Origin of the sequence: Streptomyces sp. NPDC005784 (genome assembly GCF_042871525.1) — a bacterium.
In the GTDB taxonomy this organism is placed as follows: Bacteria; Actinomycetota; Actinomycetes; order Streptomycetales; family Streptomycetaceae; genus Streptomyces.
Genome location: NZ_JBIAIQ010000003.1, coordinates 33,953 through 52,857 on the forward strand (window position 1 = coordinate 33,953; position 18,905 = coordinate 52,857).

The following is an 18,905-nucleotide window of genomic DNA, read 5'->3' on the forward strand; positions in this document are numbered from 1 at the left end:
TTCGTACAGCCGAACCGCCCCCGCCCGGGGCCAGGCCCCAGGGAGCCCGCCATCGCAGGTCAGCAGCGCGCCGCAGAACACCCCCGAGGCCCCGCCCGCATCGACGCCGAGGAGCCGTGGATGCGCGGCCTGCACGCGGACACCGGCTATCTGCTGTACCGGCTGGGCCTGCGCTCGGGCCAGTTGTTCAACGCGTTCCTCCAGGAGTCCGGGCTGCGGCTGCGCCACTACGCGCTGCTGCGGTTCCTCGCCACCTCGAAGGGCGCGTTGCAGCGGGAGCTGAGTTCACGGCTCGGCTACGACCCGAGCGCGATCGTCGGGCTCGTCGACGACCTGGAGAAGCTCGGCTTCGCGGAGCGCAGGCTCTCTCCCGACGACCGCCGCAGCCGGATCGTCGTTCTCACCTCGGACGGCCGCGCCTTCCTGCGCGACACGGACGAGGCCGGACTGCGCGTGACGAACGACCTGCTCCAGCCCCTGGATCCCGCCGAGCGGGAGACCCTGCACGCGCTGCTGCAACGGATCGCGGACACCGAACTGAACTCATGACCGCCCTGTCCGCTCCGGGCCGCCTCCTCGCCGTGCTCGCCGCCTTCGACCACGAGCACACGGCGCTTTCCCTGACGGACATCAGCCGCCGGGCCGGCCTCAGTCTCACGACCGCCCACCGACTGGTGGCCGCGCTCACCGAGTGGGGTGCGCTGGAGCGGGACGCGGACGGCGTGTACCACGTCGGCCTGCGCCTGTGGGAGGTCGCGGCGCTCGCCCCGCGCGGTCTCGCGCTGCGGCAGATCGCCCTGCCGTACCTGGAGGACCTGTACGAAGCGACGCACGAGAACGTGCAGTTGGCGGTCCGCGACGGCGCCGAGGTCGTCTACATCGAGTGGATCGCCGGGCGTTCGTCCGTCGGCGTACGCATCCAGGTGGGCGCCCGCTGGCCGCTGCACGCGACGGGCGTCGGGCTCGCGCTGCTCGCGCACGCGCAGCCCGCGTTCCAGGACGCCTACTGTGCCGGACCGTTGGCCGCCTACACGCCGTACACCATCACCGATCCGGTCCGCCTGCGGCGCGCTCTGGCCGAAGTCCGGCGTACCGGAGTTGCGGTGAGTACCCGTCAGGTGACCGACGACGCCCTGTCGGTGGCCGCGCCCGTCCGCGGCACGGACGGCTCGGTCGTCGCTGCCGTGTCGCTCGTCGTGCCCGAGGCCGACGCGCAGGTACCGGCGTTGATCCCGGCGATACGGCTGGCGGCCCGCGGAATCTCCCGGGCCCTCGGCTGGCGCCCGACGACCCGGCCGGATCCGCACGCTTGACGCGGACGCGGGCACAGAGCCGACCGTGGACGTCGGCCCGGGCACGGACGCCGGCACCGGGCCGGGCATAAACGCGGGCACGGGCACGGACGCCGACACGGAGCCGAGCATAAACGCGGGCACGGGCACGGGAGGGGCAAGGTAGGGGCACGGACGCGGATCGACCCCTGCCGCCACGCCCTTGCAGCAGGAGCGAACCCGAGGCGGTCCGGCGCCCCTCGCCGATGGAGAAGTGCCGGCCCACCTCGGCACACCCGGCACGGTCCCCATCCCGCAAACCACCCCGCCAAGCGGCCAACCGTCCCCATCACGCAAACGCACCACCAACACCCCACCAGGCGGCCAACCTCCCCCATCACGCGACCGCCGCCCAACCGGGCGGCCCCCGCGCCGCCTCAATCAGTCAGCGCGGCCAGCAGCCGGCGGTCGCGGGGGGAATGGCTCCGGTCGAGGCGGGTGTCCAGGAGGCGGGGGGGCCCCCCCCCCCCGCCCCCCCCCCCCCCCGCGGGCACCCCCCGCGCCCCCCCCCCCCCCCCCGGGGCCGGGGGCGCCCCCCCCCCCCCCCCAACCCCCCCGCGGGCCCCGCGGGGGGGGGGGGGGGGGGGTGGGGCGCGGGGGGGGGGGGGGGCCCGGGGGGGGGGGGCCCCCCCCGCCGCGCCCCCCCGCGACCAGGGCGTACAGCAGCGTCTCCTCGACGACCTCGCGCTGGGCCGCGCTGCCGCCGACCCTGCCGAGAACGGGGAGTAGCGCGCCCAGTCCCCGGGCGGCTTCGTGGAAGCGTTCCTCGACGAGGGCGGCGAAGGCCTCGCAGAGGGGGACGACGACCTCGCGCTGCACGGGGTCGGCCCCGGCGGCATGGTCGCGCAGCCGACGCAGCGCCGCGAGGTCACCAGCGGCGGTGAGGGCGACCGCCGCGTGCAGCGCGGTGAAGGCGGTCGCGGGCCGTTCCACGATCTCGCGGGCGACGCTGTCGAGGACGTCGGCGGCCGGCACCCGCCCCTGCCAGCTGTCGCTGAGGCGGGCCCGCCACAGCAGCGACCCCGAGTCGACCAGGGCGCGTACGCCCGTCACCCGCCCCGGCGCGAGTTGGGCGAACCAGCGTCTGCGGAGGGCGGCGGGATCGTCCAGGGCCAGTTCGTGCAGGGCGATGTGCCAGGAGAAGTGGGCCCGGTGGACGGCGCCGCGTCCGTGCCCCGACAGCCAGGCGTCCAGCCAGTCGCGGCCCGTCTCGTGGGCCCCGGACTCGTAGTGGACGTGGGCGAGTGCGTGCACGGCGTGTCCGGAGGCCGGTTCTGCGGCCAGTGCACGACCGGCCAGCTCGGCGGCCTCGTCGTAGCGGCCCTGTTCCTGGCGCAGGAAGGCGAGGAGCGAGGCCGGGAACCAGTGTCCGTCGTAAGCGGGCGAGGTGCGCTCGACCAGGCTCAACGCGTAGGCAGAGTCGAGGTCGTTGATGCCGGAGAAGGCGATGGTGGGCACGGCGACGGCGAGCGCCAGCGCGTCGGCCGGGTGCGCGGCGAGGTGCCCGAGCAGGGCACCGGCGCCTCCGTCCGGGGAGTCGGCGTGCACGCGGCGGGTCACCACGGCGACGAAGGAGCGCTCGCGTTCGTCGGCCCGTTCCCGCGCGCAGCGCTGCGCGTCGGCCAGCGCCCGCGGTACGTCGACGTCCGCGCCGCACTCATGGCCGAGCAGGGCGAGGGCGGCGTGCCCGAGCGCGAAGCCGGGGTCGAGGGCGACGGCGCGCGCGAAGGCGTCCTCGGCGCCGGCCCTGACCTTGAGGACCCGTTCGAGGCCGGTGCGGTGGGCGGCCGCCGCCTCGGCGTGGGTGGACAGCGGAAGCCCGTGCGCGTCGACGGGCCGACGGCGCGCGAGGCGTGGCCGCGGGGTCAGTGGCGCGAGCAACTCCGCTGCCAGCGCGGCGGCTTGGACGCGGATCTCGGGAACGGCGGTCGTCTCCCAGAGTTCGCCGCGGCGCGGGGCTCCGAGGGTGAACACCGGCAGCGGGGCCCGGCCATCGGCGTCGAGGAGCCGGCCGTCGCGGGTCGCGACGCCCAGGCCGAGCGGGCCGGGCACGGCGGCACCCGTGTCGAACAGCGAGCGCCACAAGGGGTCTTCGGGGCGCGGACCCGGTCCGGTGCAGTCGATCACCCAACCGACCGTGATGCGAGGGCCGTTGGAGAGCGTGAGCAGCAAGGAGCCGTCGGGCCGTGCGGCGGCGTCGGTGATCCTGCCGGTGTGCACCCGCAGACGTCTGGCGGTACGGGCGCGGGCCACCGACTCGGCCGTCGTCGGTGCCATGCGGTGCCGGTGGGTGTTCCACAACGCGCCCTCCCGCCGCAGGAACGCGGCACGTTCCTCGGGTGTGAGGCTGCGCCACAGGCGCGCGGTGTGCGGGCGCAGGCTGTCGAGCGCGGGGCGCCAGTCGCCATGGGCGCGCACGGCGCGGCCGATGTGGCGGTAGACGGTCCGGCGCAGCGTGGACAGGGTCGGCGCGTCGAGCCCTTCGGGTGCGGCCATCGCCGGGGCGGGGCTCAGCGCGTGCGGCTGCGGCAGCAGTCCGGTCCGGGAGAGTGCGTGCACGGTGCGTCCGGGACGGTCGAGGCTGAGCGCGAGGTCGACCGCGGTGAGCCCGGTGCCCACCAGCAGGACGTCGGCACGCACGCCGTCCCTCAGGTCGCCCTCCGCGAGGGCGGCGGTCGGTTCGGCGAGCGGCCCGTCGAGGGCTCCCGGCGCCCAGGGTGACCCGATGAACCGTTCGGAGGTATGGAGTCCGGGCGGGGCCCAGTCGCCGGTGGTGGCCGCCGGTCCGGTGGCGAGGACCGCGCTGTCGGCCAGCAGGCTTTCCCCGTCGGCGAGTCGGATCTCCAGCCCTCCGTCCGGGGCAGGGGCGCAGCCCTCCGCCCTGGTCCGCAGCCGGCGTACGGCGACGGTGCCGTGGGCGTGGACGATCGCCTGGGCCAGGGTGTCGGCGAGGTAGGCGCCGTAGCGGTACCGGGTGGCGAAGTCGGTTCCTCTGACGGTGGGTTCGCCGTGCCGGCACAGCCAGCGGGTGAAGTGGCCGGGGTCGTCGGGGTAGCAACTCATGCCGCCGGCGGGCACGTTCAGCCGGTGCCGGGGATCGGTGGTGGCGTAGGCGGTGCCGCGTCCGGCCTCGGGGGCGGGGTCGACCAGGACGAGATCGAGGGGGGTGCGGCGGCGGGCCGCCGTCTCGCACAGTTGCAAGGCGGTGAGCGTACCGGCGGCACCCGCTCCGACGATGGCCACGGTGTGCCGCTCACGGGCTGGATTCACGGATACCTCCGGCGTGGTCTGGGGCGGAACCGGCAAGCGGAACTTCTCCTTCACTCGTGCGGCCGGAGAGACCGGAAAGGGCTCCCGGAAGGGGGATCTCACGGAAAATTCAGGGATCCGGTAGGGCGCTTCATACTCTGTTCACAATCCGACGCGGCCCGGCAACCGTGGATTCAGGCCGTCTCTCCGGGCGTCTTCACCGGAATCTCAGGTTGGAGCAGCCGGATTCAAAGAATCAACCCATGGAAGTCGCGCAGGATGCACCCGCAGTGGTGGTGAGCGAAGAACCGAGGAAAGGCGTTCCGTGGGCGTCCCTGAGATATCGAATCGGCCCGAGTACGCGCCAGGTGCCCCGGGACGGGCGCGGCCTCGTCCGGGGCGTCCTGCCTGGTCGCGGCGCGGAATCCTCGCGTCCTTCGGCGCCGCCGTACCGGCTCTCGCGCTGAGCGGGTGCGGCGACCCGGCGGACGCCGCCGAGGGGAAGGGCGCGACGGCGACCGGCGGCACCGGGGCCGGGACGGAGACAAAGTCCCAGGCGAGGACGCCGACCGTGACCGTCTCCCCCGCCGACGGCACGAAGAAGGCCGACTTCACCAGTCCGGTCGAGGTCTCCGTGGCGGACGGCACGCTCTCGACGGTCGAGGTGTCGGGCAATGACGGTTCCACTCTGGCCGGATCCTTCAATGACGACCGCACGCGTTGGACGTCCGCCAGGAATCCGTACTCGGGCACCAAATACACGGTCACGGCGAAAGCGGAGGGTGCCTCTGAGCACACCGCGACCTTCGTCACGAAGTCCCCGGGCGAGACGTTCGCGGGCTATTTCACGCCCGAGGCGAATTCGACCTCCGGCGTGGGCATGCCCGTGTCGATCAACTTCACGAAGGCCGTGACGGACCGTGCCGCCGTCGAAAAGGCCATCACGGTGACGGCGGAGCCGGCGGTCGAGCTGGTCGGTCACTGGTTCGGGAACACCCGGCTCGACTTCCGTCCCGCGCGGTACTGGGCGGCGGGCACGAAGATCACGCTCAGCCTGCGCCTCAAGGACGTCGAGGGAACGGACGGCGTCTACGGCGTCCAGTCCAAGGACGTCACCTTCCGCATCGGCCGCCGCCAGGTGAGCACCATCGACCTCGCGAAGAAGACCATGACGGTCGAACGGGACGGGGCGACCCTCGCCCGCTACCCGGTCAGCGGCGGCGCCGCGGACCACACCACCTGGTCCGGGATCATGGTGATCAGCGAGCGGTTCAAGGAGACCCGGATGGAGTCCTCGACGGTCGGGCTCGGCGACGAGTACGACATCGCGGACGTGCCGCACGCCCAGCGCCTGACCACCTCCGGCACCTTCATCCACGGCAACTACTGGGCCTCGGCCTCGGTCTTCGGCAGCAGCAACACCAGCCACGGCTGCGTCGGCCTGCACGACACGAAGGGCGCGAACGACAGCTCCGTGCCGGGCTACAAGTTCTACGAGAGCTCGATGCTCGGTGACGTGGTGGTCGTCGAGAACTCGGGCGAGCGGACCGTCGAAGCGTCGAACGGCCTGAACGGCTGGAACCTGTCGTGGGCCGACTGGACGGCCGGGAGCGCCCTTTGACGGCCGCACCCGAACGACGGGCCCCAACGGGCCGTGCTGGCAGGCCCGTTCGAGCCGTCCCTTCTTTCACGGCGTGAACTCCCTTACAGCGAAAGGACTTTCTCGGCTTCACCTCTTGACGACCGGAGTGACAGAGAGCACATTGGCCGCGCAGCTGCTGTGAGAGCGCTCTCAAATGGCCATGGGAGCGCTCTCACACCCCCACCCGCGCACCCCACACTCCGTACGCGAAGAGGCACCCATGAGTGAAACTTCCGGCACACCCAGACGCGGCTCCGTCCGGCGCGTGCTCATCGCCGTGTTCAGCACGCTGAGCCTGGCGGCGGCTGCCGCCACCGCGGCCACCCTGCCCGCGAACGCGTCCGCCCCCACACCCCCCACCGGCTGGTCCCAGGTCTTCCTCGACGACTTCAACGGGGCCGCGGGAAGTGGCGTCAACACCGCCAACTGGCAGTACACGACGGGCACCAGCTACCCCGGCGGGCCCGCCAACTTCGGTACCGGCGAGGTCGAGACGATGACCTCCAGCACCAACAACGTCGCCCTGGACGGCAGCGGCAACCTGCAGATCACCCCGCGCCGCGACGCCTCGGGCAACTGGACCTCGGGCCGCATCGAGACCACGCGCACCGACTTCCAGCCGCCCGCCGGGGGCAAGCTCCGCATCGAGTCGCGGCTGCAGATGCCGAACGTGACCGGTGCCGCCGCCAAGGGCTACTGGCCCGCCTTCTGGGCGCTGGGCGCGCCCTACCGCGGCAACTACCAGAACTGGCCGAGCGTCGGCGAACTGGACATCATGGAGAACGTCCAGGGCCTCAACACCGAGTGGGCCACGATGCACTGCGGCACCAACCCGGGTGGCCCGTGCAACGAGACCAGCGGCATCGGCAACAACACACCCTGCACCGGGACGACTTGCCAGGCCGGCTTCCACACGTACGCGATGGAGTGGGACAAGTCGACGAGCCCCGAGGAGATCCGCTTCTACCTCGACGGCGTCAACTTCCACACGGTGAAGGCGAACCAGGTCGACGCGACCACCTGGGCGAACGCCACCAACCACGGCTACTTCATGATCCTGAACGTCGCGATGGGCGGCGGCTTCCCGGGCGCCTTCGGCGGCGGCCCGGACAGCGGCACGGTACCCGGCCACCCGCTCGTCGTCGACTACGTGCAGGTGCTCCAGTCGGCCGGCAGCGGCGGTGGCGGCACCACTCCGCCGCCCACCGGCAACCGTGACGCGTACAGCGCCATTCAGGCGGAGTCGTACGACTCGCAGGCGGGCGTCGGCACCGAGACCACCACGGACACCGGGGGCGGCCAGAACATCGCCTCGCTCGCGAACGGCGACTACGCGCTCTACAAGGGCGTCAACTTCGGCTCCTCGGCGGCCACACAGTTCTACGGCCGGGTCGCGAGCGGCGCGGCGAGCGGGGTCAGCGGCCTCGTCGAGGTGCGCCTCGACAGCCGTACGAGCACTCCGGTCGGCAGCTTCGCGCTCGGCAACACCGGTGGCTGGCAGTCCTGGAGGACCGTGCCCGCGAACATCAGCTCCGTCACCGGAACCCACGATGTCTATCTGACCTTCACCAGCGGCCAGCCCGCGGACTTCGTGAACGTCAACTGGTTCGACTTCGGGCACTGAGCCCTGGGCCGCCGAGATTTCGGCGGCCAGGACCTCGGCGGCCGCGCCTTCGGCCGCCGACGGGCGAACTGACGGATGATCACTCCTGGCCCGACCGGGCAGCCAACCGGCACCGGGCGGCGGTGATCGACCGCCGTACGGCCGACCGAGAGGGGCGGACCCACGAGGTCCGCCCCTCTCAGCGCAGTTCGGCCCGGAAGGCCACCGGGGTCGCCCCCGTGTGCTGGTGGAAGAACTTCGAGAAGTTGGCCGCGTCCGGGAAGCCGACGGCGACCCCGATGCGCCCGATCGGCATGTCCGTATGGGCGAGGAGCCGCTTGGCCTCCAGGACGACCCGCTTGTCGATGAACCCCTTCGGCGTCTCACCGGTGGCGGCGCGCACCGCGCGGACCAGGGTGCGGCGCGAGTATCCGAGGGTGTCGGCGTAGGCGCTGACGCTGTGGTTGACGGCGAAGTCCTTCTCGACCGCGTCCCGGAAGCGGGTGAAGGTGGTGTCCGTGTGCTCGCGGGCCGCCTCGTCGGAGCTCGCCGCGAGATGCGCGAGGCGCAGCAGGAACGCCGTGAGCGAGTGCCTCAGCACCGAGGTGTGCAGGCTGAGCGGCAGCGTGGTCGTGTCGACGTACTCGCGCTCCAGTTGGGCGAGCGAGTGCTCCAGGGCGGCCAGCCGACCCGCGTCGGGGCGCAGCAGCGGGGGCAGATCGTAGCGGTAGAGGCCGGTCGCCTCGACGGTCGCGCGGGGAAGGAAGCCGGGCTGCATGGTCAGCACGGTGCCGCGATAGCGGTCGGTGCTGGAGAAGCGGTGCACCTGGCCGGGCCGGATCCACAGGACGTCGCCCGCGCGGGCCTCGTACTCGGCGAAGTCGATCATGTGCCGGACGGGGCCCTCGTGGAAGAGCATCACGACGTGGAAGTCGATGCGGTGCACGCGTTCCAGCGGGGCGTCCGCGTGCCAGGTGCGGCCGGTCCCCATCGCGCCGACCTGCATGCCGACGCCGGGCAGGCTCAGATCGGCCGGGAAGGGGAACGTCCTGATCCCGTCCTGGCCGCCTTCGCTCCCGGTGCCGCCTTGGGTGGTTCTGTCTGCCATGTCCTTCTCGCGTCGGCTCGCCACGACTCTGCGTGTCCCACTTTCACCGAAGGCTGACACACGGGCACCTTCCCCAGCAAAAGTCTGACTTTTAGGTTTGAACGCATTGACCTAGCCACTCCCCATCCCGTGAGGACTTCTTGAAGATGAGTACGCAGAGCTCCGACGGAGTCACCTGGACCGAGCTCGACCGCCGCGCCGTCGACACCGCCCGCGTTCTGGCCGCCGACGCCGTTCAGAAAGTCGGCAACGGTCACCCCGGGACCGCGATGAGCCTGGCCCCGGCGGCGTACACGCTCTTTCAGAAGGTGATGCGTCACGACCCGGCCGATCCGGAGTGGACCGGCCGCGATCGCTTCGTCCTCTCCCCCGGCCACACCTCCCTGACTCTCTACACGCAGCTCTTCCTGTCAGGCTATGAACTCGGCCTCGACGATCTGAAGGCGTTCCGTACCCACGGGTCCAAGACGCCCGGTCACCCCGAGTACGGGCACACCGCGGGCGTGGAGACGACGACAGGGCCGCTCGGCCAGGGTGCCGCCAACGCGGTGGGCATGGCGATGGCCGCCCGCTACGAGCGCGGCCTCTTCGACCCCGAGGCCCCCGAGGGCGAGTCCCCCTTCGACCACACCATCTGGGCGATCGTCTCCGACGGCGACCTGGAGGAGGGCATCTCCGCCGAGGCATCCTCGCTCGCCGGCCACCAGAAGCTCGGCAACCTCGTCTTCGTCTACGACGACAACCACATCTCCATCGAGGGCGACACGGCGACGGCCTTCTCCGAGGACGTGCTGGCGCGCTACGAGTCGTACGGCTGGCATGTGCAGCGGATCGACCCCGCGTCCGACGGCGACATCGACGTCCGCGCCCTGTACACGGCGCTCAGGGCGGCGCAGGCCGAGACCGGGCGCCCCTCCATCATCGCGATGCGCACGATCATCGCCTGGCCCGCCCCGAACGCGAAGAACACCGAGGCCTCGCACGGTTCGGCGCTCGGCGCCGAGGAGATCGCCGCCACCAAGCGGATCCTGGGCTTCGACCCGGAGCGGACCTTCCAGGTCGACGCCGAGGTGCTGGCGCACGCCCGTCAGGCACTCGACCGGGGTGCCGAGGCGCACGCCGCCTGGGACAAGCGGATCGGCGCGTGGCGCACCGAGCGGCCCGAGAACGCGAAGCTCTTCGACCGGATCGTCGCCGGCCAGCTGCCCGAGGGCTGGGAGTCCGCGCTGCCGGTGTTCGAGGAGGGCACGTCCGTCGCCACCCGCGCCGCCTCCGGCAAGGTCCTCCAGGCGCTCGGCGCCGTACTCCCCGAACTGTGGGGCGGCTCGGCCGACCTGGCCGGCTCGAACAACACCACGATCGACAAGACGTCCTCCTTCCTCCCCGAGGGCAACCCGCTGCCGGAGGCCGACTCGTACGGCCGCACGATCCACTTCGGCATCCGCGAGCACTCGATGGCCGCGGAGATGAACGGCATCGCGCTGCACGGCAACACCCGTATCTACGGCGGCACCTTCCTGGTGTTCTCCGACTACATGCGCAACGCCGTCCGGCTCTCCGCGCTGATGCAGCTCCCGGTGACGTACGTCTGGACGCACGACTCGATCGGACTCGGCGAGGACGGCCCGACGCACCAGCCGGTCGAGCACCTCGCCTCGCTGCGCGCCATCCCCGGCCTGAACATCGTCCGCCCGGCCGACGCCAACGAGACGGCGATCGCCTGGGCCGAGATCCTCAAGCGGCACGCCACGAACCCGGCCCCGCACGGTCTCGCGCTCACCCGTCAGGGCGTCCCGACCTACCCGGCCAACTCCGACGCCGCGCGCGGCGGTTACGTGCTCCGGGACTCCTCCACCGAGACCCCGGACGTCCTCCTCATCGCGACCGGCTCCGAGGTGCGGCTCGCCGTCGCGGCCCGCGAGCGGCTCGAAGCCGAGGGCGTGGGCACCCGCGTGGTGTCGATGCCGTCCGTCGAATGGTTCGAGGAGCAGTCCGCGGAGTACCGGGCGAGCGTCCTTCCGCCGTCCGTGAAGGCCCGCGTGGCGGTCGAGGCCGGCATCGGTCTGACCTGGTACCGGTACGTCGGTGACGCAGGACGCATCGTCTCGCTGGAGCACTTCGGCGCCTCGGCCGACGCCGGGACGCTGTTCGCCGAGTTCGGCTTCACCGCCGAGAACGTCGCCGCCGCCGCGCGGGAATCCATAGCCGCCCTGCGCGGTTGATCCGATCGCACGAAGGAAGATGATCACTGTGACCGAAGCAACCGCGCCCGCGGTAACCCTGAAGCGCCTCTCCGACGAAGGCGTCTCCATCTGGCTCGACGACCTCTCCCGCAAGCGGATCGAATCCGGCAACCTGGCCGAACTCGTCGCCACCCGCCATGTGGTGGGCGTGACCACCAACCCGTCCATCTTCCAGGCCGCCATCGGCTCCGGCGAGGGATACGAGCGGCAGCTCGCCGACCTGGCCGTGCGCGGCGTGACGGTCGACGAGGCCGTCCGCATGATGACGACCGCGGACGTGCGCGCCGCCGCCGACATCCTGCGCCCGGTGTTCGAGGCGACCGGCGGCCGCGACGGCCGCGTCTCCATCGAGGTCGACCCCCGGCTGGCGCACAACACGGCCGCCACGATCGCCGAGGCCAGGCAGCTCTCCTGGCTGGTCGACCGCCCGAACGTGATGATCAAGATCCCGGCGACGAAGGCCGGACTCCCGGCGATCACCGAGGTCATCGGCCTCGGCATCAGCGTCAACGTCACGCTGATCTTCTCCCTGGAGCGCTACCGCGCGGTCATGGACGCCTACCTCGCGGGCCTGGAGCGGGCGCAGGCCGCGGACATCGACCTTGCCGGCATCCACTCGGTCGCCTCCTTCTTCGTCTCCCGGGTCGACAGCGAGATCGACAAGCGGCTCGCGAAGGTCGGCACGGACGAGGCCCTCGCGCTCAAGGGCAGGGCGGCGCTCGCCAACGCCCGGCTGGCCTACGAGGCGTACGAGGGCGTGTTCGGCTCCGCCGACGGCTCGGCGGAAGGCGGCACCCGCTGGACGGCGCTCGCCTCGTCCGGCGCCCAGAAGCAGCGTCCGCTGTGGGCCTCCACCGGCGTCAAGGACCCCGCGTACAAGGACACTCTGTACGTCGACGAACTGGTCGCGCCCGGCACGGTCAACACCATGCCGGAGGGGACACTGAACGCCACCGCCGACCACGGCGACATCCACGGCGACGCGGTGACCGGCGGCTACGCCGAGGCCCGTACCGACCTGGCCGCGGTAGAAGCGCTCGGGATCTCCTACGACGAGGTCGTCGGGCAGCTGGAGGACGAGGGCGTCTCGAAGTTCGAGGCGGCCTGGGAAGATCTTCTCGACGCGGTGGCGACCTCGCTGCGCGGCAAGGGAGTTGAGGGGGAATGACCAAGGGTGAGGCGCTTTCCGACGGCAACCCGCAGGGTGCGGCCACCGCGCCGCAGGGATCTGGTGACGCGTCCGTGGAACCGGGCGGCCTGACGCCCGAGGACCTCGCCGAGGCGCTCGGCGTCCCGGCGCCCGACTGGGACAACCCGCTGCGCGACCCCCGCGACCGCCGGCTCCCCCTGATCGCGGGCCCCTCCGGTCTGGTCATCTTCGGTGTCACCGGCGACCTGTCCCGCAAGAAGCTGATGCCGGCCGTGTACGACCTCGCCAACCGCGGTCTGCTGCCGCCGGGCTTCTCGCTCCTCGGGTTCGCCCGTCGTGAGTGGGAGGACGAGGACTTCGCGCAGGTGGTGCACGACTCGGTGCGCGAGCACGCGCGGACCGAGTTCCGCGAGGAGGTCTGGCAGCAGCTCGCCGAGGGCATGCGGTTCATCCCGGGCGACTTCGACGACGACGACGCGTTCAAGCAACTGCGGTCGGCTGTCGAGGAGTTGGACGCCTCACGGGGCACCAGCGGCAACTACGCCTTCTATCTCTCCGTACCGCCGAAGTTCTTCCCGAAGGTCGTCCAGCAGCTCAAGAGGCACGGGCTGGCCGACGCTCCGGAAGGTTCCTGGCGGCGCGCGGTCATCGAGAAGCCGTTCGGCCACGACCTGGCGAGCGCGCGCGAACTGAACCGGATCGTGCACGACGTGTTCGACCCGGACCAGGTGTTCCGGATCGACCACTACCTCGGCAAGGAGACCGTCCAGAACATTCTGGCGCTCCGCTTCGCCAACCAGATGTACGAGCCCGTCTGGAACCGGTCGTACGTCGACCACGTCCAGATCACGATGGCCGAGGACATCGGAATCGGCGGCCGTGCCGGCTACTACGACGGCATCGGCTCCGCCCGGGACGTGATCCAGAATCACCTCCTCCAACTGATGGCGCTCACCGCCATGGAGGAACCGGCCGCCTTCGACGCCGAGTCGCTGCTCGCCGAGAAGCTCAAGGTCCTCAAGGCGGTGAAGCTGCCGGAGAACCTCGGCGAGCACACCGTGCGCGGCCAGTACGCGGCGAGCTGGCAGGGCGGCGAGCAGGTGCGCGGCTACCTCCAGGAGGACGGCATCGACCCCGGGTCGACGACCGACACCTACGCGGCCGTCAAGCTCCAGGTGGACAACCGCCGTTGGGCGGGCGTCCCGTTCTATCTCAGGACCGGCAAGCGCCTCGGCCGACGCGTCACGGAGATCGCGGTGGTCTTCCAGCGCGCCCCGCACTCCCCGTTCGACTCCACCGCCACCGAGGAACTCGGCGCGAACGCGATCGTCATCCGCGTCCAGCCCGACGAGGGCATGACGGTGCGCTTCGGATCGAAGGTGCCGGGTACCTCGATGGAGATCCGGGACGTCACCATGGACTTCGCGTACGGCGAGTCGTTCACCGAGTCCAGCCCGGAGGCGTACGAGCGGCTGATCCTGGATGTCCTGCTCGGCGACGCCAATCTCTTCCCCCGTCACCAGGAGGTGGAAGAGTCCTGGAAGATCCTCGACCCGATCGAGGGGTACTGGGACACGCACGGAACGCCCGCGCAGTACCCCTCGGGCGGTTGGGGCCCGAAGGAAGCCGACGAGATGCTCGCACGAGACGGACGGAGCTGGCGCAGGCCATGAAGATCGACCTGACCGACACCACGGCAAGCAAGATCAACAAGGCACTCGTACGGGGGCGCCGTGCCATCGGCGCCCCCGCCGTGGGCATGGTCCTGACGATGGTCATCGTCACCGACGAGGAGAACGCGTACGACGCGATCAAGGCGGCCGAGGAGGCCTCCCGCGAACACCCCTCCCGCACTCTGGTGGTCATCAAGCGCGTCGCCCGCACCCCGCGCGACCGCACCAACTCCCGTCTGGACGCCGAGGTGCGCGTCGGATCCGACGCGGGGACCGGCGAGACGGTCGTGCTGCGGACGTACGGTGACGTCTCCGACCACGCCGACTCGGTGGTCCTGCCGCTGCTGCTGCCGGACGCCCCGGTCGTCGTCTGGTGGCCGGTGGACGCGCCCGACATCCCGGTCAAGGACCCGCTGGGCGCCCTCGCGCAGCGCCGGATCACCGACATGTACGCCGTCGAGACCCCGCTCCAGGCACTGGACGCCCGCGCCGCCTCGTACGCGCCGGGCGACACCGACCTGGCCTGGACCCGGCTGACGCCGTGGCGTTCGATGCTGGCGGCGGCCCTCGACCAGGCCCGTACGAAGGTGATCGCGGCGACCGTCGAGAGCGAGGCGCAGAACCCGAGCGCCGAACTGCTGGCCCGCTGGCTGGAGGCCCGCCTCCAGGTCAAGGCCGAGCGCGTCGTCACCGCGGGCCCCGTGGTGACCGCCGTCCGGCTCGGCACCGACAACGGCGAGATCGTGATCGACCGCCCCGAAGGCCCCCTCGCGACCCTGTCCCTGCCCGGCCAGCCCTCCCGCACCCTCGCGCTGAAGGTGCGCTCCACCTCCGAGCTGATCGCCGAGGAACTGCGCCGCCTCGACGCGGACGAGATGTACGCCATCGCCCTGCGCGGCGAGGCCCCCAAGGAGACCCCCCGCCATGTCTGACTACCCCAAGCCCACCCGGCGTCCGGAGTGGGTGGCCCTGGAGGACCACCGCGCCACCGCGCTGCTCCACCCGCGGCTGCGTGACCTGTTCGCCGCCGACCCGGCCCGCGCCGAGCGCTATGTCGTACGGGTCGGCGACCTGCGGATCGACTATTCCAAGCATCTGATCACCGACGAGACCCTGGCGCTGCTCCAGGAACTGGCCACCGCCACCGATGTGTTCGGGCTGCGGGACGCGATGTTCCGGGGCGAGAAGATCAACGTGACCGAGGACCGGGCGGTGCTGCACACCGCACTGCGGGCGCCGCGGGACGCGGTCGTCGAGGTCGACGGGGAGAACGTGGTGCCGGCCGTGCACGCGGTCCTCGACCGGATGGCGGGCTTCGCCGAGCGGGTCCGCTCGGGCGAGTGGACCGGGCACACCGGCAAGCGCATCAAGAACGTCGTCAACATCGGTATCGGCGGCTCGGACCTCGGTCCGGCGATGGCGTACGAGGTGCTGCGCTCGTTCACCGACCGCTCGCTGACCGTGCGCTTCGTGTCGAACGTGGACGGCGCCGACCTGCACGAGGCCGTGCGGGACCTGGACCCGGCGGAGACGCTGTTCGTCATCGCCTCCAAGACGTTCACCACGATCGAGACGATCAGCAACGCCACCTCCGCGCGCGCCTGGCTGCTGGCCGGGCTCGGTGAGGAGAAGGCGGTGGCGCGGCACTTCGTGGCGCTGTCGACGAACGCCGAGAAGGTCTCCGACTTCGGGATCGACACGGCCAACATGTTCGAGTTCTGGGACTGGGTCGGCGGACGCTACTCCTACGACTCGGCGATCGGCCTCTCGCTGATGATCGCGATCGGCCCGGACCGCTTCCGCGAGATGCTCGACGGCTTCCACCTCGTCGACGAGCACTTCCGCACCGCTCCCGCGGAGTCCAACGCGCCTCTGCTGCTCGGCCTGTTGGGTGTCTGGTACGGCAACTTCCACGACGCGCAGTCGCACGCCGTGCTGCCGTACTCGCACTACCTGTCCAAGTTCACCGCCTATCTCCAGCAGCTCGACATGGAGTCCAACGGCAAGTCCGTGGACCGCGACGGCCGTCCGGTCGAGTGGCAGACCGGCCCGGTGGTGTGGGGCACGCCCGGCACCAACGGTCAGCACGCGTACTACCAGTTGATCCACCAGGGCACGAAGCTGATCCCCGCCGACTTCATCGGCTTCGTCAACCCGGTCGGTGAACTCAGCGCCGAACTGGCCGCGCAGCACGACCTGTTGATGGCGAACTTCTTCGCGCAGACGCAGGCGTTGGGGTTCGGCAAGACCCCGGACGAGGTACGTGCCGAGGGGGTGCCCGAGGAGTTGGTGCCGCACAAGACGTTCGAGGGCAACCACCCCACGACCACCATCCTCGCGGGCGAGTTGACCCCCTCGGTCCTCGGCCAGCTGATCGCCCTCTACGAGCACAAGGTGTTCGTCCAGGGCGCGATCTGGAACATCGACTCCTTCGACCAGTGGGGCGTCGAACTCGGCAAGGTGCTCGCCAAACGCGTCGAGCCCGCCCTGACCGAGGGTGCCGACGTACCCGGTCTCGACCCCTCCACGGCCGCTCTGGTGGCCGCTTACCGCACTCTCCGAAAGAAGAACTGACAATGCAGCTCGGACTCATCGGTCTCGGCAAGATGGGCGGCAACATGCGCGAGCGGATACGCCGCGCGGGACACACCGTCGTCGGCTACGACCGCAATCCGGACCTCGCCGACGTGCACAGCCTCACCGAACTCGTGGGCAAGCTCGAAGGCCCGCGCGTGGTCTGGGTGATGGTGCCGGCCGGCGCCCCCACCCAGTCCGTCATCGACGAACTCGGCGACCTGCTGGAGGCCGGTGACACGGTCGTGGACGGCGGCAACTCCCGCTGGACCGACGACGAGAAGCACGCCGAGGAGCTGGCGGCCAAGGGCATCGGCTTCGTCGACGCGGGCGTCTCGGGCGGTGTGTGGGGCCTGGAGAACGGCTACGCGCTGATGGTCGGCGGCGACGCCGAGAACATCGAGAAGGTGCGGCCGGTCTTCGACGCGCTCAAGCCGGAGGGCGACTTCGGCTTCGTGCACGCCGGCAAGGTGGGCGCGGGCCACTTCTCCAAGATGGTCCACAACGGCATCGAGTACGCGATGATGCAGGCCTACGCCGAGGGCTGGGAGCTCCTGGAGAAGGTCGACTCGGTCACCGATGTACGTGAGGTGTTCCGCTCCTGGCAGGAGGGCACCGTCATCCGCTCCTGGCTGCTCGACCTCGCGGTCAACGCCCTGGACGGCGACGAGCACCTGGACAAGCTGCGCGGCCACGCGGAGGACTCCGGCGAGGGCCGCTGGACCGTCGAGGCCGCCATCGACAACGCCGTTCCGCTCCCCGCCATCACGGCGTCCCTCTTCGCGCGCTTCGCGTCCCGCCAGGACGACTCGCCGCAGATGAAGATGATCGCGGCGCTGCGCAACCAGTTCGGCGGTCACGCCGTCGAGTCGGCGAAGTAGGCCGGACCATGGGCGATCTCATCCTGGTCCGCCACGGAGAGACCGAGTGGACGCTGACAGGGCAGCACACCAGCTGGACCGATCTTCCGCTCACCGGGCACGGCGAGGAGCAGGCCAAGTCCCTTGCGCCGTTCTTCGCCGGGCACTCCTTCGCCCAGGTCCTCACCAGTCCCCTCGGCCGCGCCGTCCGGACCGCCGAGCTCGCGGGGCTGTCCGGCGCGCGGATCGACCCCGATCTGCACGAGTGGGACTACGGCGGCTACGAGGGAATCACCACCATCGCCATCCACCGGGCCCGGCCCGACTGGGTGCTGTGGAACGACGGGGTGCCGCCCGGCCCGGACGGCCACCCCGGCGAGTCGCCCCGCGAAGTGGGAGTGCGCGCCGACCGGGTGCTCTCCCGGGTGGACGCCGCGCTCTGCAACCACCCCGGCGATGTGGTGCTGGTGGCGCACGCGCACTTCCTGCGCGTCCTCACGGCCCGCCGGCTGGGGCTGCCGCCCGAGTCGGGGCGGCTGTTCCAGCTCTCGACCGGGACCGTCAGCCGGCTCTCCACGGAGCACGGCGATCCGGTGATCGCCACGTGGAACGAACCGGGAACTTCCGTCGCGGTCCAGTAGTTTCCACGGTGCTGTAGAAGCCGAAGAGGTTTCCGGTCCGTGGAAACCGAAGAGGTTTCCGGTCCGCCCGCTCGGGCGGACCGGACTCTTGACTACATATGGAGTTCTCATGGCTCTGTGGGACCGCATCAAGGAGTCCGCGTCGACGATGCAGACCCAGCTCGTGGCGAAGAAGAACGATCTGAAGAGCGGCGCCTTCCGTGATGCGAGCATGGCTATGTGCGCGCTCGTCGCCGCGGCGGACGGCTCGATCGACCCGTCCGAGCGGCAGCGGGTGGCCCAGCTCATCGCCACGAACGAGGTGCTGCAGAACTTCGACGCCATTGACCTCCAGCGCCGCTTCGACGAGAACCTGAACAAGCTGACCGCCGACTTCGCCTTCGGCAAGGTCAGCGTCCTCCAGGAGATCGCCAAGGCGAAGAAGAAGCCCGCCGAGGCGCGCGCCGTCATCCAGATCGGCATCGTCATCGGCGGCGCCGACGGCGACTTCGACAAGACCGAGCAGGCCGTCGTGCGGGAGGCGTGCTTCACGCTCGAGCTGCCGCCGCACGAGTTCGACCTGTAGGACCGCGACTCCGGGTCCTCCCGCTGGCCGGCCCCGGCGCACCAGGTCTCCGACCCGCTCGACACCTCCGGTGGGGCGGGCGGGCCGACCCGGTGGCCGGGGCTCCGGCGCGTCCGAGGACGCCAGGTCGTCGTAGTGGTTCGCGGGCATCGCCGGCGGACGGCCGCCCGCCGCGCGAAAGCGCCTGGCGGCGTCGGTCACGTCGTCGGTGGCGAGGGCGATGTGCGGAGAGGGAGCCTGGGCGACCCCACGTCGCCGCGCCCTGC

The 18,905-nt window shown here is 71.2% G+C and carries 14 protein-coding genes; 12 read left to right on the forward strand and 2 right to left on the reverse strand.

The genetic code is table 11. The annotated features are described in order from the left end of the window. Positions 1 to 120: 120 nt before the first annotated feature. Together ACFYR3_RS05665 and ACFYR3_RS05670 are read left to right on the forward strand one after the other, a co-directional pair. Complete coding sequence (locus ACFYR3_RS05665) at positions 121 to 549, forward strand: MarR family winged helix-turn-helix transcriptional regulator (protein WP_389281642.1); 429 nt, start codon at positions 121 to 123, stop codon at positions 547 to 549. Continuing rightward, a complete protein-coding gene (locus ACFYR3_RS05670; protein WP_355854566.1) occupies positions 546 to 1,313 on the forward strand; it encodes an IclR family transcriptional regulator in 768 nt (255 codons plus the stop codon). The genes ACFYR3_RS05665 and ACFYR3_RS05670 overlap by 4 nt, the downstream gene beginning before the upstream one ends. Positions 1,314 to 1,712: 399 nt before the next feature. Here ACFYR3_RS05670 and ACFYR3_RS05675 read toward each other — a convergent pair whose 3' ends face one another. After that, complete coding sequence (locus ACFYR3_RS05675; protein ID WP_389281644.1) at positions 1,713 to 4,601, reverse strand: FAD/NAD(P)-binding protein; 2,889 nt, start codon at positions 4,599 to 4,601, stop codon at positions 1,713 to 1,715. Between the two features lie 304 nt (positions 4,602 to 4,905). Here ACFYR3_RS05675 and ACFYR3_RS05680 point away from each other — a divergent pair, with 304 nt between their 5' ends. After that, positions 4,906 to 6,201, forward strand: coding sequence for an Ig-like domain-containing protein (locus tag ACFYR3_RS05680; protein WP_389281646.1), 1,296 nt, complete (start codon positions 4,906 to 4,908; stop codon positions 6,199 to 6,201). 241 nt (positions 6,202 to 6,442) lie between these two features. Next, on the forward strand, positions 6,443 to 7,846 hold the full coding sequence (locus ACFYR3_RS05685; RefSeq protein ID WP_355854560.1) for a glycoside hydrolase family 16 protein: 1,404 nt from the start codon (positions 6,443 to 6,445) through the stop codon (positions 7,844 to 7,846). 178 nt (positions 7,847 to 8,024) lie between these two features. On the opposite strand, the gene ACFYR3_RS05690 is transcribed toward ACFYR3_RS05685, so the two are convergent. Beyond that, the gene (locus ACFYR3_RS05690) at positions 8,025 to 8,933 is read right to left on the reverse strand and encodes a helix-turn-helix domain-containing protein (protein WP_389281649.1); all 909 of its coding nucleotides are present in this window, start codon (positions 8,931 to 8,933) and stop codon (positions 8,025 to 8,027) included. A gap of 146 nt (positions 8,934 to 9,079) precedes the next feature. On the opposite strand from ACFYR3_RS05690, the gene tkt reads away from it, so the two are divergent. The 8 genes from tkt to ACFYR3_RS05730 all read left to right on the forward strand — a co-directional run bounded on the left by tkt (position 9,080) and on the right by ACFYR3_RS05730 (position 18,639). Beyond that, the gene (gene tkt, locus ACFYR3_RS05695; protein WP_389281651.1) at positions 9,080 to 11,155 is read left to right on the forward strand and encodes a transketolase; all 2,076 of its coding nucleotides are present in this window, start codon (positions 9,080 to 9,082) and stop codon (positions 11,153 to 11,155) included. Positions 11,156 to 11,174: 19 nt separating this feature from the next. Then, positions 11,175 to 12,344, forward strand: coding sequence for a transaldolase (tal, locus tag ACFYR3_RS05700; RefSeq protein WP_389281653.1), 1,170 nt, complete (start codon positions 11,175 to 11,177; stop codon positions 12,342 to 12,344). Beyond that, positions 12,341 to 13,999, forward strand: a complete 1,659-nt coding sequence (gene zwf, locus ACFYR3_RS05705; RefSeq protein WP_355854548.1) for a glucose-6-phosphate dehydrogenase — start codon at positions 12,341 to 12,343, stop codon at positions 13,997 to 13,999. Before tal ends, zwf begins: the two co-directional genes overlap by 4 nt. Then, complete coding sequence (gene opcA / locus ACFYR3_RS05710) at positions 13,996 to 14,931, forward strand: glucose-6-phosphate dehydrogenase assembly protein OpcA (protein WP_355854545.1); 936 nt, start codon at positions 13,996 to 13,998, stop codon at positions 14,929 to 14,931. Before zwf ends, opcA begins: the two co-directional genes overlap by 4 nt. Continuing rightward, positions 14,924 to 16,573 (forward strand): glucose-6-phosphate isomerase, encoded by a 1,650-nt coding sequence (gene pgi, locus ACFYR3_RS05715; RefSeq protein WP_389281656.1) that lies wholly within the window; start codon positions 14,924 to 14,926, stop codon positions 16,571 to 16,573. The genes opcA and pgi overlap by 8 nt, the downstream gene beginning before the upstream one ends. A gap of 2 nt (positions 16,574 to 16,575) precedes the next feature. Next, positions 16,576 to 17,454: a phosphogluconate dehydrogenase (NAD(+)-dependent, decarboxylating) gene (gene gnd / locus ACFYR3_RS05720; RefSeq protein ID WP_356783363.1), complete on the forward strand. Its 879-nt coding sequence runs from the start codon at positions 16,576 to 16,578 to the stop codon at positions 17,452 to 17,454. An 8-nt stretch (positions 17,455 to 17,462) separates the two neighbouring features. Next, entirely contained in the window at positions 17,463 to 18,074 is a 612-nt protein-coding gene (locus ACFYR3_RS05725) for a histidine phosphatase family protein (protein ID WP_389281658.1), read from the forward strand. A 109-nt stretch (positions 18,075 to 18,183) separates the two neighbouring features. Next, entirely contained in the window at positions 18,184 to 18,639 is a 456-nt protein-coding gene (locus tag ACFYR3_RS05730) for a TerB family tellurite resistance protein (RefSeq protein WP_355850044.1), read from the forward strand. The last annotated feature ends 266 nt before the right edge of the window (positions 18,640 to 18,905 follow it).